This is a genomic window from Streptomyces sp. So13.3 (assembly GCF_005860785.2).
GTDB lineage: Bacteria > Actinomycetota > Actinomycetes > Streptomycetales > Streptomycetaceae > Actinacidiphila > Actinacidiphila fildesensis.
In genome coordinates this window covers 9088885-9101986 of the sequence record NZ_CP048835.1, presented here as the reverse complement: position 1 = coordinate 9101986, position 13102 = coordinate 9088885, and the positions used below count along the sequence as shown (strand labels likewise).

The window sequence follows — 13102 nt, the reverse complement described above, 5'->3', positions numbered from 1 at the left end:
GGGCCGTTCAGGTCTCAGACGTGGGCCAAGAGTCCCCGAGTGCACCCTCCCCAACAGCAGGCTGCTGCGTGCGGAGTGCGTGATCCGGTCCGGCATCCCGGGGGTGGGCAGGGGGCTGGTCGGTCCGACCAGGGGCCGTTTGGCCCCTCCTCCGCATCCTTGTCCCGGGCCACTCTGAAAGACCGCAGACCCCCCGCTCCGCCGGCTACCGCTGGAACGTGCCCCCAGGAGGCTCCCGCCATGAAACACCATGTGACCGTCGGCATCGACGGGTCACTCGAGAGCCGGACAGCAGCCATATGGGGTGCACGGGAGGCATCCTTGCGGGAGGTCCCGCTGCGACTCGTCCACGCGGTCGACTGGCCCATGAGCCCAGCCATTCCGCGGTCGGGCCGGGAGAGCGCCGACCGATGGGCCGACGAGGCGCTCACCGAGGCTTCGGAGGACGTACGCCGCCGGTACCCGGGCCTGGAGATCACCATCCGCTGTCTCTCCGGCAGGCCGGCCGCAGCCCTGGCGGCCGAGGCCACCGACGCAGAGCTGCTCGTCCTCGGCTCCCGAGGCCTGGGCAGCCTGGTCGGCTTCTTCGTCGGTTCGGTGGGCATGTCGACGCTCGCGGCCACGGAAACCCCGGTGGCCCTCGTACGGCCGCCGCGGGAAACCGGGCCCACGGAGCCCGCCGGGTACGGCGAGATCGTCGTGGGCGTGGACATCCACGAAGCCGCCGACAGACTCCTCTCCTTCGCCTTCGAGGAAGCCGCCCGTCGCAAGTGCGCCCTGCGGGCCGTGCATGGCTGGAAGCTTCCTCCCGCCTACGAGTACATCCCCTTCTTCGACCCCGACAACGAACGGGACATCGGCCGGAGTGTCACGCAGATGCTGGACGACATGCTGAAGCCGTGGCGAGACAAGTTCCCCTCCGTTCGCGCGGACTCCCAGGCGTTCATGGGACCTGCCGGCAGCCGACTGGTTCAGGCTTCGGTGGGCGCGGACCTCGTCATCGTCGGCCGGCATCTGCGCCGCTCGCCCCTGGGCGCCCATCTCGGGCCGGTCGCCCACGCCGTGCTGCACCACGCCACCGCCCCTGTCGCCGTCATCGCCCACGACTGACAACGCGGAGCACAGCCCCCGAACGGAGGCGGTGCGTCCACGGCCAAGGCCGTTGAGCTCACAACCGGTGTGCGCGGCGACTGCTCGCCCTCCAGCTCCGACATCCTCATGCGCTTTGATAGAATTGCAAAAAATGGCAATTCATTACATGCTGTGAGTGCTGTGTCTGCAGTCATCGATGGCACAGGACGAAGCCCAGTCCGGTGGAAGCCGGCGATGAGGAGGGCGCGCTGTGGCGGTTCCGCTGTATCAGGCCAAGGCAGACTTCTTCCGGATGCTCGCGCATCCGGTGCGGATCCGGGTGCTGGAGCTGCTGCAGGAGGGGCCCATACCGGTCCGCAAGCTGCTGACGGCGATCGAGGTGGAGCCGTCGAGCCTGTCGCAGCAGCTCGCCGTGCTGCGGCGGTCCGGGATCGTCACGTCCACCCGGGACGGTTCGACCGTGGTGTACGCGCTGGCCGGCGGAGACGTGGCCGTGTTGATGTCCGTGGCGCGCACCATCCTCGCGCAGGTTCTCACCGGCCAGAACGAGCTTCTTGCCGAGCTGCGGAAGAACGAGGTCGTCTCCCGGTGACTACGGTGCTGCACGATGCCTGGGGTTCGATCCGCTCGCTGCTCCCGGTCCGGGCGGATTTCTCCGGGATGCGACGGCAGCCGCGCCGGGATCTGCTGGCCGGGCTGACAGTGGCGATCGTGGCATTGCCGCTGGCTTTGGGGTTCGGGGTCTCGTCCGGGCTCGGCGCGGAGGCGGGGCTGGCCACCGCTGTGGTGGCCGGCGCGGTGGCTGCCGTCTTCGGCGGGTCGAATCTGCAGGTGTCCGGGCCCACCGGGGCGATGACCGTGGTGCTGGTCCCGATCGTGGCGCGGTACGGACCGGGCGGGGTGCTCACCGTCGGGCTGATGGCCGGGCTCATCCTGATCGCACTGGCTGTGGCGAAGGCCGGCCGGTACATGAAGTACGTTCCGGCGCCGGTCGTGGAGGGCTTCACGCTGGGTATCGCCTGCGTGATCGGACTGCAGCAGGTGCCGGCCGCGCTGGGTGTGGCCACGCCAAGAGGAGAGAAAGTACTCGTCGTGGCCTGGCGCGCGGTGGAGGAGTTCGCGGCGCATCCGAACTGGACGGCCGTCGGCCTGTCGGCCGGTGTCGCGACGCTGATGCTGGCCGGTGCCCGTTGGCGTCCGACGGTGCCGTTCTCCATCGTCGGGGTCATCGCAGCGACCCTCGCGGCACAAGCCGCCCACTTCGACGTGGCCCGGATCGGGCATCTGCCGGCCGGCCTTCCCGCGCCCTCCCTCGGATTCCTGGACCTGTCCACAGTGTCCTCGCTGCTGGGTCCGGCGATCGCGGTGGCCGCGCTCGCCGCCCTGGAGTCGCTGCTGTCGGCGACCGTGGCCGACGGCATGACGGTGGGGCAGAAGCACAATCCGGACCGTGAACTGTTCGGGCAGGGCCTCGCCAACCTGGCCGCTCCGCTGTTCGGTGGAGTTCCCGCGACGGCTGCCATCGCGCGTACCGCGGTCAATGTGCGCTCCGGGGCGGGTTCCCGGCTTGCCGCCCTCACCCACGCCGTGGTCCTGGCGGCGATCGTGTTCGCGGCGGCGCCGCTGGTGGCCCGGATCCCGTTGGCCGCGCTGGCGGGGGTCCTGTTGGCCACCGCGATCCGGATGATCGAGGTCGGTTCGCTGCGGGCAATGGTCCGCGCCACGCGGGGTGATGCACTCGTCCTGATCCTCACCGCGCTGGCGACACTGGCACTCGACCTCGTGTACGCGGTAGTCCTGGGGCTGGTGGTCGCGGCGGTGGTCGCCCTGCGCGCGGTCGCCCAGCACGCCCGGTTGGACCGGGTCCCGCTGGAGCACGACCCGGCGGGCGATCACAGCGTCGAGGAGCATGAGCTGCTGGCCGAGCACATCGTGGCGTACCGGATCGAGGGGCCGCTGTTCTTCGCCGCCGCGCACCGGTTCCTGCTGGAGCTGACCGATGTCGCCGATGTGCGGGTGGTGATCCTGCGGCTGTCACGCATCACCGCCATGGATGCCACGGGGGCACTGGTCCTCAAGGACGCGGTGCACAAACTGAGTCGTCGCGGGATCACCGTGATGGCATCGGGCATCCAGGCCGGCCAACGGCAGGCTCTGGACGCGCTCGGTGTCCTGGATCCGTTGTATGCCAACGGCGGAGTCTTCAGCACCACGCCGGAGGCGATCCGCGCGGCCCGAACCCACCTGCAGCGCACGGGAGTTCTGGTGATCCCCGCTGAAGCCGCCAAAATCCCTACCGAGGAGCCGGCCGGATGACCTCCATGTCCCACAGAATGACGGAAATGATGGGGCCCGAAGCCCTGTGGCTGCTCAGAGGCACCACCGGTGGCCGTCTGGTGTTCGTCCAACGCGGGCTGACCCAGGTCCGGCCCGCAGTCCATGTCCTGGAGAACGGTCGTCTCATCGTCCGTGTCCCGGCGCCCGAAGGCGCCCTCGCGGGACCAGCCGTTGTGACGTACAACGCCGAGGAGATCGTTGCGGCACGGCGCAGCGGGTGGTCGATCAGCGTCACCGGACCGGTCGGACTGATCGTTGACGTCGACGAGGCCGCACACTACCGCCGTACGCTCCCCGGCTGGGTCTTCGGTCCGCATGACACGCTCGCCCACATCAGCCCGCAAACCGTTCGCGGCTATCGGCTCGCCGCTGCTACGGCCGCCACTGCGGAGATTGCCGATTCAGGAAGGTCGAACGGTTCGTGACCCGGATCGCTGACTTGCATCACCGGCACGTGATGACCGTTCCCATGGCGCCCGGTGCGGTGGCCCGGGCGCGTGAGACCGCCGAAGACGTCTACCGCGCCTGGGGCATCAACCGGGCTCACCCCGTCATGGGGCCCGCGCTGCTCATCCTGAGCGAACTGGTCGCGAACAGTGTCCGGCACGCCGCTACGGCGTCCCCGCAGGCCACCGTCACGTACGCGGCCGGGGCGGATGTTCTGGCCTTCGCGGTCCACGACCGTCATCCCCATCAGCCGGACCTGGTCGAGTTCGCCGTCGCCGGTGGTGGCCTGGCGATGATCGCCGAGCTGACCGCCGAGCTCGGGGGTACCTGCACGGTGCGTCCCGACGCCGACGGAGGCGGGAAGAACATGTGGATCACCCTGCCGCTGTAGAAGCCCGGCCCGCAGCGGTCACATCGAAGAAGGAAGAGCGAGAAGCAGAACATGACCATCCAATGGCACTACACCACCCTCGAGGGTCTGGGGCTCCTGTCCGTCTCCGGCTTCCTGGGCGCTGACTCCGTCTCCCGTTTCGGCGGAGCGGTGGGCTGGGTGCAGGCCCGAGGCGCCGGCCCCGTGATTCTCGACCTGGCTCTCCTGCGGGGATGGTCAGCAGCGGGGCAGGAGGCCGTGACCGATGCGGCCCGCCGCCTCGCTGCCGCCGGCCGGCCGCTGGAACTCGCTGCGATCCCCGCCGACGGGCTGGTCGTCCCCGGCGAATCGCATCCGCCGGTGACCATCCACTACGACCTGGCCGCGGCCTTGTCAGCCCATTCCGTGTCTGCTGAGGACTCGAGCGGCCAGCAGGAGTGGCGGACCACCGGCTGGCCGGAGAACGGTCTGACACCCACCACCTGAACCACCGCCGGACCGACTCGTCAGGGCTGGCTCCGGCGGGGCCTCGAAGCCGAAGGCCGCCGGGTTGCCGGTGTTGAGTTTCACGATGGGGTGCCCCGCAGCCTCCAGCCGCATTGCCTCGTGGAGGACTGCTCCGCGAATGTCGTAACAGACATTCGCCAGCTTGGCGGACTGGGTCACCTGCATGCGCATCGCCTTACGGGTAGAGAGCGACCAGGGGTGTGATCCCTGGGGTCAGACATCGGTGGGGTGCGAGGAGCCGGGCAGCAACGCGAGCGTCAGCGCCTGGACCAGCCCGGCTTGCCCGACCGGCGGCAGCAGGCCCCCTGCCGGAGCCCGTGCGGCCAGCGCCCGCACCGCGCTCACCAGGCCGTGCGGACCCAAGTGGCGGGTGCGGGCAGCGACGGTGAGCAGGGCCGGCAGTGCGTGAAAGGGGTGTGGCTGCTGAGTGCTCGCATGCAGAGGCGGCAGCTCCTGCGGGCAGGCACGCAGGACCGGAGTCCCGTCCCGGGGTGCCGGCAGACCGAATAGATCCACCACCAGATCAGCGGGAAACGGCGTGATAGGTGAGCCGGACGTATCGATGGTCAGGTCACGGATACCCGCGGACAGCAGTAGACCGGACAACTCGCAGCCGGCTTCGGGCCCGGACAGCACCACCCGCGCCGTGTCCAGCGGAATCCCTTTGCGGTCCAGGGCGTTGAGCGCGGCTGCCGCGGTGGCGACGGCATGGGCGTGGCAGACGGCATCGACGACGGGGGTCGAGGAGCCCTCCAACGCCGCCCGGACGGCATGGGCGTACAGCGGATGGGTGTGGATCAGGCACAGGACAGCGAAGCCGGGTGCGAGAGCTGTGGCGATCGTGGCGAGGGCCCCAGGGGTGGCTGCCGCCACCGGCAGGGGGTGAATGTCCAGGCCGGTGGCACGGAGCAAATGGACCGCGGCGGACTCCAGAGCGGGCAGCACACAGGTGACCGGCAGGGGACCCAGGCCGGCGACTGCGGAGGCGTTGGACAGCAGCGCGATGCGCCGACCCCGGCCGGTGTACCGGTCCACGTCACCGCGTTGGAGGAGCAGGTGCTCGATGACGCGCCGGTCCGCCGTGCTGTCCAGCAGGGCCCGATCGCGCTCAGAGGCGGCCGGCACGCACAGTCGCTGCGTGGTCTTGCCGGTGGCGGCCGCTTCGAACACGGGGTCCGCCAGGTGGATCAGGTCGTCGCCGAGCCGGTCACGCAGCAGGTTGCGCAGGCGGTGCAGGGTCTGCGGACCATCGGTGTCGACCATCACGCGCTGCGCACCGGTGTCCGGATGGATGTCCTCAGCGACCAGTGCCGCCCCTGCGGTCACGGCGAGGATCGCCGCCACCGTGGAGAACGCCGGACAGCGGAACGTCACCTCAAGGCCGTACTCGGGTCGCGTTCGGGCAGGGGGCTGGGTCATCGGGCATTCCCGCTGCTGGACGCTGCCGACCGGTGCGGCACCCGGAGTGCACCCGTCATCAGGTGTCGCGGGTAAGGCGGTATCCCGTGATGCGCCGGGGGTGGATGAGCAGGAAATGCTCGGCGTGCACCGTTGCTGTGGCACCCAGTCGCGCCCGGTAGTGCCTCAGGCGGGTGCCGGTGATCTGGTCGGCGAGACCGGTGACGATGACGGTCCATCCGGTGTGGTCCCGCATGTTGATCTGGTCGACCTGATAGGTGAGCTGCCTGGGGAAGGCGAACCGGGATGCCGGGGCGGGCCGTTGCGCGCGCAGGATGAGTTGTCCGTCGTCGAGCAGGTGATGCTGGACCGGGATGGCCGCCAGGGCAGGATCGCAGCGTGTCAGCCGGCCGGCCCTGTCGGACGCCAGCAGGGACCGGGCCATGTCCGCAGAGACGGGCAGCAGGTTGGGCAGAGCTTGCGTCATCGGTGGGCTCCAATGTGGGAAGCGCTCTGTGGGCATGGGGCGGCCGAGGCCGCAAGGGTGCGCGGGCGAGCTCCCACGGCCGGATCGCCTGCGGTGGAACAGGTCGGGCCGAATACCCGCGCCTCCTGTCGCGCACGAGCCCACGTCATGGCTCGGCGCCAGATCCCCCTCGCCCCGGGCCCCGGCACGGGGATCCGCGGTGGTGGCAGGAGGAGCTCGAGCCGCGGCACGACACCAAGATCACCTCTGCCTCACCGCGGCAGGCGGCACCGGGACCGGCAGTTCGACATCGTGCGTCCGTCCCAGACGCTGCAGTTCCTCCAGGTCGACCGAGTACACGGCGACCATCCACACGTCTCCCGCCTCGGCGGCATCAGCCAGCGCCTGACACAGCGTGGCCGCCTGCCGCTGCAGAGCGGCCCTGAATCCCTCGCCCATCAGCAACTCCCTTGTTTTCCGCCCACACCCGGTAGCGGGGAACGACGGACCGGCAACAGCCATCGGCGCACCTGTGCAGTGGGTGAAGTGGCCGCTCCGGATGTCAGGGCCCCGGAGCGGCCACTAGATGACAACCTTAGCACTTGCTAAGATTGGCAACTATGAAGAATGGAATGAAGAGGCGGATGCGCATCACACCCATCCGCGGCGACGAAGCTCCGGTCCTGTTCTGCCCCGCCTGCACCCTGCGCTGCAGGCCCGCCGCCCTCGACGCGAGCAGCCGCTGTCCGCGGTGTGGGAACGACCGCATGCTGCACCCGTTCTCCAGCACCGCACGCCGTGCGGGCCGGAGCGCTCACGCGATGCCGCCCCATGAGAACGGCCAAGCCGGAGGCGACCTCGATCAACATCACCCCTGGCCGGGATGGCTCCCCTCCACATGGGCGCGGCGGTTTCGCGACGGGCACCTGGCAGCAGGGCAATCGGTGGCCACCGCCGGCCCTGCGGGTGCGAGCCCCAGCAGTGAGCGACGGGGGCGGAAGTAGCCATGGAGTGGAATTTCGAAGACCGCAACGGCACCGGCGTGCTGCATCTGTACGGCCATCTGGGCCGACGCGTTACCGACCGCTTCGCCGGAGCGGTCGGCTGGGCCCGGGCGCGAACCACGGGAACGCTGGTGCTGGACGTGTCCGGGCTGATGGGCTGGAGCCCGGACGGAGAGGCCGCGATCCTCGCTGCAGCGCCCGCCGGCTTGGCGCTGTGCGGGCTCCGAGGTCGCCCCACCCCGCTGCTGACGGAGAATGCCCTGGTCGGTGTCCGGGTCTTCCCCGACCTGGATGTCGCTTTGACGGCTCTTGCCCAGGCTCCGGAGCCCGCGGAAACCGGCCGACGGCGGCAGGCGGGGCCCTCGCGCGCCGCCTGAACGAGGAGAACCGCACGGAATTGCTAAAGTCGGCAAGAGATCAGTTCCTTGCTTCGCCCGGGTCGGGACAGGGTGCTCGCACGCCGTTGCTGCCCGGAATCCACCGACCATGTGCCGGGACCCGGCCCCGGAACCCTGGAGGCGGCCCACGTGAGCGCCCCGCTGTACCAACTCAAGGCCGATTTCTTCAAAACCCTCGGCCACCCGGTCCGCATCCGCGTGCTGGAACTGCTCAGCCAGCGGGAACACGCGGTGGCGGAAATGCTGCCCGAGGTGGGAATCGAAGCCGCCCACCTCTCCCAGCAACTCGCCGTGCTGCGCCGCGCGAACCTCGTGGCAACCCGCAAGGAGGGCTCCACCGTCTACTACCGGCTCACCAGCCCCCAGGTGGCCGAGCTCCTGACGGTCGCCCGCACCATCCTCAGCGGCGTCCTGGCCGGCCAGGCCGAGCTCCTGCAAGACCTCCGTGCCACCAATCCCACCCTGACGACCTCGCCACCCGGCCACTCCTGACCGGACCGCGGGCCCGAACCTTGCGGAGCCGACCATGACCGATGCCGCCCGCCCGACCGTCGCCGACGCCATGGCGCTCCCCGAGCTACAGGTGAGCGACCACACGACCATCGACCGAGCCCTCGCCGTGCTCCACGGCGCCCGCACCGACCACGTCCTCATCCGCGACGACGAGGGTCACTGCGCCGGCATCGTCACCCGCGATCAGCTCACCGCCCACAGCGCCCAGCCCTGGTATACCGAGGCCACCCGCGTGCGCGACATCCCCCACGACTGCAGTCCCTTCGCCCTCTCAGACATGCCCCTCAGCGAGGCCGAGGCCACTATGCGCGAGAGGTCACTGGCCGTGTGGCCCGTAGTGGACGACGACGGCGTTGCGCTCGGCGTCCTCACCCTCGGTCCGAATCCAAGGACGGCGGCGTGACGGCCACCGGCGCAGCAGCTGGAAGCGGTTCCGCCGAAGAAACGCTCACCTGTCATGCTGTGGCCAACCTGCGGCCCGGGCGGGGAACTGGGCCCTACCGCCCGCAACATGCCGCCTAGCGGTGCCTGCCCCTGCATTACGGTCCCACCGCAGGCACAGCTTGCGCGTTCCCGCTCTGCACAGGCTCTATAGTTGCTAACATTGGCAATTAACGAGTCTCGTAGATTCAGGTGGCCAACGGACCACCCCAGAGGGCCAACTTCCTGCGCCCGCCTGGTTCGACCTGACACCCACGAACGGCGGCCGCCCTGCAGGAGAACCCCCGCTCCGGCAATGCGGGGTGGCCGCTGCACCACGTGCAAGGCGCACCATCGATCGACGGGCAAGGGCCTGGATGATCCTGCTGCGCGGGATCCGCGACACCGGGCGGGTCGCGGAGGCCTCATCGCCACGACTCGTGCCGGATCCGCCTCCCGGCACGCGGACGCAACGCTGGTCACCGGACCATGACACGGAGCATTGCCGAGCCGCTGCACCGAACCGTCGCGGCAATGCCCCAGCCCTCTGAGGGTGGCGGTAGTTGATCGCGCGATCGACTGTGGTGAGTTCGCCAACGGCCACGGCACCCGGGGCGCGGTACCGGACGTCGCGCCACGGCGCTTCACCGGATGACCTGATCCCCGTTGACTGCGTCATCCGCTCCCTGGTCCGCGTGAAGTTCTGCCAGCAGTCCCTCCTGGCCCGCCAGCAACTGCCCCAGGGTCCGCCGTGCGGCTTGCAGCAGATCCGCCACATCCGCGCCCGCCAACTCATAGTTCACGGTTGCCCCCGAACGGCTGGCGACCACGATCCCCGAACGTCGTAGAACAGCCAACTGCTGCGAAAGGTTCGACGGCTCAACCTCAATTGCGGCCAGGAGATCCCGAACCGGCATGGGCCCAGCTTGGAGGAGCTCCAGCACACGGATGCGTACCGGATGCCCCAGCATTCGAAAGAACTCCGCTTTCGCCTGATAAAGCGGAATCTGCACGTTTGGCAACGTCTCATCTCCCGCCTTCTGCAGCCTTCGCTTACGCCGAGCTCCGCCACGAACGCTGGGCAGCGTTCCGGTCCCCCAGCCGCTGCCCTCACGCCACGCGAGTCGACCTGTTCACACCTCACATCGATGAAGGGCCTCGTCACACCTCGCCAGTCAATCCTCATCCATTAAGCAGTCCGTTAAATGCCAAATTGAAGAACTCTTCAAGTGTAAGTCATGTTGGGCCGGTCGGGCGGGCCTGCTGGTCACCCGGACCGCCCGACCAGCCGAACGATGAACACCAAGGCCCAACCCTGTGAACATCGCCGCCACCACCGCCGCGTGATGGCCAGGGTTCATGGGGCCGGTCGGGCCCTTGGCAGGGCCCTGCGGCCCCTCCCCCACCGGGTTCACGGCCTGCACGCTGGAACGGAGCCGGTCCGCCGGCCACCGGCGGGCTCGGGGACGGAGCGCGCTGCCGCGCCGCACCGAATTCGCCGGCTGTGAAAGCTGTCAGGAGACCTGTGATGACCGAACGCGTACTCGTCGCGTATGCATCGAAGAACGGCTCCACCGCGGGCATCGCCACGATGATCGCCGAGGCGCTGCGTGAGCAGGGTCTGGCGGCGGAGGCCCGGGCTGTCGGAGAAGTGCAGAGAGTCGGCCCCTACGACGCTGTTGTCCTCGGCAGCGCCCTGTACGCGGGCCGGTGGCGGCGCGAGGCGGTCCGCTTCGCCGGGCACCACGAGGCGGATCTGACCGAGCGGCCCGTCTGGCTGTTCAGCAGCGGACCTCTCGACGCCACAGCCCGTGGAGGCCTCATCTCTCCGGTGTCAGGTGTCCAGCGCCTCGTCGACCGTCTCAAGGCCCGCGGACACGTCACGTTCGGCGGCTGCCTGCAGGACGGCGCCAAGGGCCGGATCGCCCGCATGATCGTCAAGTCCGGCCGGGGCGGAGACTTCCGCGACCCGGAGCAGATCCGGCTGTGGGCACGCGGTGTCGCACGCGAACTGGTCAAGGAGGTCGCGACACCGTGAAGAAGCAACTGCGGTGGCGGCAGCGGCGGAGCAATCCGCTGTGCCGCCGCTCGGACGTGATCGAGAGTTGGGTGAACCTGGCAACGGCACTTGCGCTGTTGCTCCTTCTGCCCGCGGCCGCCTTCACCGCCGGGCGCGCGGCCCACACCGCCGCACTCCAGGCCTCGAAGGAGCAGCGGGCGTCGCGGCATCCCGTAACTGCGGTCCTGCTGGAGAACGCGCCGGAGGCGGTTCCGCGACCGGGCGGCGGCACTGTGCACTATGACGTCAAGGTGCGCTGGACCGCCGCCGCCGGAACCACGGGGACCGGTGCGGTGCAAGCAGATGCCGGAAGTCTGCGCGGTTCGAGGACCACGGTGTGGCTGGACCGGACCGGCCGGCAGGTCCCGGCGCCCGTGGCCGGCGAAGAGCTCACGTCGATGACGTTGGTCGGTGGTGCGCTGGGCGTCGGCTGCGCGGCATTCGCGATCGTCATGGTGCGCGGACTGGTCCGCCGGGGTGCCGATCGGCGGCGCATGACGGAATGGGAAAGGGCCTGGGCGTTGACCGCTCCCGAGTGGGGCCGGCGTCCGGTGTGACGACGAACCGCGCCTCGACGCCAGCACCGAACAGGTCGGACTCAACGTACCCGGCCGGCTGAACGGGCCCTCGGAGTAGGGACGTTCGGCCCGGTCGTCGGGACTGCGGGCCCCTGCGGTCCCGGCTGCCGCGACGGCACATTGAGAGCGGACGCGGTTGCCGCGTCCCTCCTCCAGATCCCGGAAGGGGCACCGCCATGATGGCGCTGATGTGGATGGCGGAATGGCCGCCGGCCCGCCACGCCTCCGACGGAACGCTGAGCATGTCCAGCAACCCGCTCGTCGACCACCACCTGCTCTACGCGGCGGTCATGATCGCGCTCGCCGTCGCCTCCGCCGGCACCGTCTGGGGCCTCGGCCGGATCTGGGCGCGACTGCCGGTCGTCCGCGACCACCGCAGGCTGCTCTGACCCCCACCCCGACACCCGCCCAGCACCGTTGCGTCCAGCCACGTCGCACGACCCGGCGGGACACGACGGACCATCACCGACCGAACGAGGAGACGTCATCATGGCCATACGTGTAGGCATCAATGGATTCGGCCGCATCGGGCGCAACTACCTGCGCTGTGTCCTGGACCGGGCAGACGCCGGCACCGCCCCGGTCGAGGTGGTGGCCATCAACGACATCGCCCCGGCCGCGACACTGGCCCACCTGCTGGAGTTCGATTCGACCTTCGGACGCCTCGGACGGGCGATCAGCCACGACGAGGAGTCGATCACGGTCGACGGCCGGCGCATCGTGGTGACCGCGGTCCGCGATCCGCCGGAACTGTCCTGGGGTACCTACGGGGTGGACATCGTCATCGAGTCCTCGGGCCGCTTCCGGACCCGCGACGAGGCATCGCTGCATCTGAAGGCCGGGGCTCGCAAGGTGTTGATCTCCTCGCCGGCCAAGGACGTGGACCTCACCGTGGTCATGGGCGTCAACGAGACCGACTACGACCACGGCCGGCACCACATCGTCTCGAACGCGTCCTGCACCACCAACTGCGTCGTACCGATGGTCCACGTTCTGCACGAACGCTTCGGGATCATCAAGGGCATGATGACCACCGTCCACGGCTACACCAACGACCAGGCACTGCTCGACGGCCCCCACAAGGACCTGCGGCGCGCCCGGTCCGCCGCCGTGAGCATCATCCCGACCAGCACGGGCGCCGCCCGCGCAGTGGGCATCGTGCTCCCCGAACTGGCCGGGGTCCTGGAGGGCATCGCGGTACGGGTTCCGGTGGAGGACGGGTCCCTGACCGACCTGACGGTGCTGCTCCGGCAGGACGTCACCTCCGAGGAGGTCAACGCGGCATTCACGGAGGCCGCCGAGGGGACGTTGCGAGGCGTCCTGCGAGTGACCGACGCGCCGATCGTCTCGCGCGACATCATCGGCGACCCGGCGTCGTGCATCGTCGACGCGGGGCTCACGCAGGCGCAGGGTGACCTGGTGAAAGTCTTCGGTTGGTACGACAACGAGTGGGGTTACAGCAACCGCCTGCTGGACCTCACCACCTACGTCGCGGCCCGGCTGTGACGACGGC

At 69.6% G+C, this 13102-nt stretch carries 16 protein-coding genes and 2 pseudogenes; 13 read left to right on the top strand and 5 right to left on the bottom strand.

Annotated features, from left to right (window positions below; genetic code table 11):
• Window positions 1-240 precede the first annotated feature (240 nt).
• The 6 genes from C8250_RS40720 to C8250_RS40695 all read left to right on the top strand — a co-directional run bounded on the left by C8250_RS40720 (window position 241) and on the right by C8250_RS40695 (window position 4732).
• On the top strand, window positions 241-1110 hold the full coding sequence (locus C8250_RS40720) for a universal stress protein (protein ID WP_187145185.1): 870 nt from the start codon (window positions 241-243) through the stop codon (window positions 1108-1110).
• 232 nt (window positions 1111-1342) lie between these two features.
• Entirely contained in the window at window positions 1343-1684 is a 342-nt protein-coding gene (locus tag C8250_RS40715) for a metalloregulator ArsR/SmtB family transcription factor (protein ID WP_138351965.1), read from the top strand.
• A 68-nt stretch (window positions 1685-1752) separates the two neighbouring features.
• The gene (locus C8250_RS40710; protein WP_138352088.1) at window positions 1753-3408 is read left to right on the top strand and encodes a SulP family inorganic anion transporter; all 1656 of its coding nucleotides are present in this window, start codon (window positions 1753-1755) and stop codon (window positions 3406-3408) included.
• Window positions 3405-3854 carry a pyridoxamine 5'-phosphate oxidase family protein gene (locus C8250_RS40705; RefSeq protein ID WP_138351966.1) on the top strand — a complete coding sequence of 150 codons (450 nt, stop codon included), beginning with the start codon at window positions 3405-3407 and terminating at the stop codon, window positions 3852-3854. The genes C8250_RS40710 and C8250_RS40705 overlap by 4 nt, the downstream gene beginning before the upstream one ends.
• 32 nt (window positions 3855-3886) lie before the next feature.
• A complete protein-coding gene (locus tag C8250_RS40700; protein WP_138351967.1) occupies window positions 3887-4267 on the top strand; it encodes an ATP-binding protein in 381 nt (126 codons plus the stop codon).
• A 51-nt stretch (window positions 4268-4318) separates the two neighbouring features.
• Complete coding sequence (locus C8250_RS40695; RefSeq protein WP_138351968.1) at window positions 4319-4732, top strand: anti-sigma factor antagonist; 414 nt, start codon at window positions 4319-4321, stop codon at window positions 4730-4732.
• 30 nt (window positions 4733-4762) lie between these two features.
• Here the strand turns inward: C8250_RS40695 and C8250_RS40690 are convergent.
• The 4 genes and pseudogenes from C8250_RS40690 to C8250_RS40675 all read right to left on the bottom strand — a co-directional run.
• Window positions 4763-4918 (bottom strand): annotated as a pseudogene (locus C8250_RS40690) (aminotransferase); the annotation flags it as partial.
• A gap of 48 nt (window positions 4919-4966) precedes the next feature.
• Window positions 4967-6172 carry a malic enzyme-like protein gene (locus C8250_RS40685; RefSeq protein ID WP_138351969.1) on the bottom strand — a complete coding sequence of 402 codons (1206 nt, stop codon included), beginning with the start codon at window positions 6170-6172 and terminating at the stop codon, window positions 4967-4969.
• Window positions 6173-6230: 58 nt separating this feature from the next.
• Window positions 6231-6638 carry a pyridoxamine 5'-phosphate oxidase family protein gene (locus tag C8250_RS40680; protein ID WP_138351970.1) on the bottom strand — a complete coding sequence of 136 codons (408 nt, stop codon included), beginning with the start codon at window positions 6636-6638 and terminating at the stop codon, window positions 6231-6233.
• Between the two features lie 240 nt (window positions 6639-6878).
• Entirely contained in the window at window positions 6879-7076 is a 198-nt protein-coding gene (locus tag C8250_RS40675; protein ID WP_138351971.1) for a hypothetical protein, read from the bottom strand.
• A gap of 547 nt (window positions 7077-7623) precedes the next feature.
• Between C8250_RS40675 and C8250_RS40670 the strand changes: the two genes are divergently transcribed.
• The 3 genes from C8250_RS40670 (at window position 7624) to C8250_RS40660 (ending at window position 8935) form a co-directional block, all read left to right on the top strand.
• Entirely contained in the window at window positions 7624-7998 is a 375-nt protein-coding gene (locus C8250_RS40670; RefSeq protein WP_138351973.1) for a hypothetical protein, read from the top strand.
• A 150-nt stretch (window positions 7999-8148) separates the two neighbouring features.
• Window positions 8149-8511 carry a metalloregulator ArsR/SmtB family transcription factor gene (locus tag C8250_RS40665; RefSeq protein ID WP_138351974.1) on the top strand — a complete coding sequence of 121 codons (363 nt, stop codon included), beginning with the start codon at window positions 8149-8151 and terminating at the stop codon, window positions 8509-8511.
• Window positions 8512-8545: 34 nt separating this feature from the next.
• Complete coding sequence (locus tag C8250_RS40660) at window positions 8546-8935, top strand: CBS domain-containing protein (protein WP_138351975.1); 390 nt, start codon at window positions 8546-8548, stop codon at window positions 8933-8935.
• 661 nt (window positions 8936-9596) lie between these two features.
• Here the strand turns inward: C8250_RS40660 and C8250_RS40655 are convergent.
• The gene (locus C8250_RS40655) at window positions 9597-9965 is read right to left on the bottom strand and encodes a metalloregulator ArsR/SmtB family transcription factor (RefSeq protein ID WP_138351976.1); all 369 of its coding nucleotides are present in this window, start codon (window positions 9963-9965) and stop codon (window positions 9597-9599) included.
• A 515-nt stretch (window positions 9966-10480) separates the two neighbouring features.
• On the opposite strand from C8250_RS40655, the gene C8250_RS40650 reads away from it, so the two are divergent.
• The 4 genes and pseudogenes from C8250_RS40650 (at window position 10481) to gap (ending at window position 13095) form a co-directional block, all read left to right on the top strand.
• Entirely contained in the window at window positions 10481-10990 is a 510-nt protein-coding gene (locus C8250_RS40650; RefSeq protein WP_138351977.1) for a flavodoxin domain-containing protein, read from the top strand.
• A complete protein-coding gene (locus C8250_RS40645) occupies window positions 10987-11568 on the top strand; it encodes a hypothetical protein (protein WP_138351978.1) in 582 nt (193 codons plus the stop codon). The genes C8250_RS40650 and C8250_RS40645 overlap by 4 nt, the downstream gene beginning before the upstream one ends.
• Window positions 11569-11756: 188 nt before the next feature.
• Window positions 11757-11978, top strand: a pseudogene (locus C8250_RS40640) (hypothetical protein); the annotation flags it as partial.
• 100 nt (window positions 11979-12078) lie between these two features.
• Window positions 12079-13095 carry a type I glyceraldehyde-3-phosphate dehydrogenase gene (gap, locus tag C8250_RS40635; RefSeq protein WP_138351979.1) on the top strand — a complete coding sequence of 339 codons (1017 nt, stop codon included), beginning with the start codon at window positions 12079-12081 and terminating at the stop codon, window positions 13093-13095.
• The last annotated feature ends 7 nt before the right edge of the window (window positions 13096-13102 follow it).

Excerpts from the sequence above, each read along its gene's own strand:
- C8250_RS40720 (WP_187145185.1), top strand. The coding sequence starts at position 241 with ATGAAACACCATGTGACCGTCGGCATCGACGGGTCACTCGAGAGCCGG.
- C8250_RS40710 (WP_138352088.1), top strand. The coding sequence starts at position 1,753 with ATGCGACGGCAGCCGCGCCGGGATCTGCTGGCCGGGCTGACAGTGGCG.
- C8250_RS40705 (WP_138351966.1), top strand. The coding sequence starts at position 3,405 with ATGACCTCCATGTCCCACAGAATGACGGAAATGATGGGGCCCGAAGCC.
- C8250_RS40700 (WP_138351967.1), top strand. The coding sequence starts at position 3,887 with ATGACCGTTCCCATGGCGCCCGGTGCGGTGGCCCGGGCGCGTGAGACC.
- C8250_RS40695 (WP_138351968.1), top strand. The coding sequence starts at position 4,319 with ATGACCATCCAATGGCACTACACCACCCTCGAGGGTCTGGGGCTCCTG.
- C8250_RS40685 (WP_138351969.1), bottom strand. The coding sequence starts at position 6,172 with ATGACCCAGCCCCCTGCCCGAACGCGACCCGAGTACGGCCTTGAGGTG.
- C8250_RS40680 (WP_138351970.1), bottom strand. The coding sequence starts at position 6,638 with ATGACGCAAGCTCTGCCCAACCTGCTGCCCGTCTCTGCGGACATGGCC.
- C8250_RS40675 (WP_138351971.1), bottom strand. The coding sequence starts at position 7,076 with ATGGGCGAGGGATTCAGGGCCGCTCTGCAGCGGCAGGCGGCCACGCTG.
- C8250_RS40670 (WP_138351973.1), top strand. The coding sequence starts at position 7,624 with ATGGAGTGGAATTTCGAAGACCGCAACGGCACCGGCGTGCTGCATCTG.
- C8250_RS40660 (WP_138351975.1), top strand. The coding sequence starts at position 8,546 with ATGACCGATGCCGCCCGCCCGACCGTCGCCGACGCCATGGCGCTCCCC.
- C8250_RS40650 (WP_138351977.1), top strand. The coding sequence starts at position 10,481 with ATGACCGAACGCGTACTCGTCGCGTATGCATCGAAGAACGGCTCCACC.
- gap (WP_138351979.1), top strand. The coding sequence starts at position 12,079 with ATGGCCATACGTGTAGGCATCAATGGATTCGGCCGCATCGGGCGCAAC.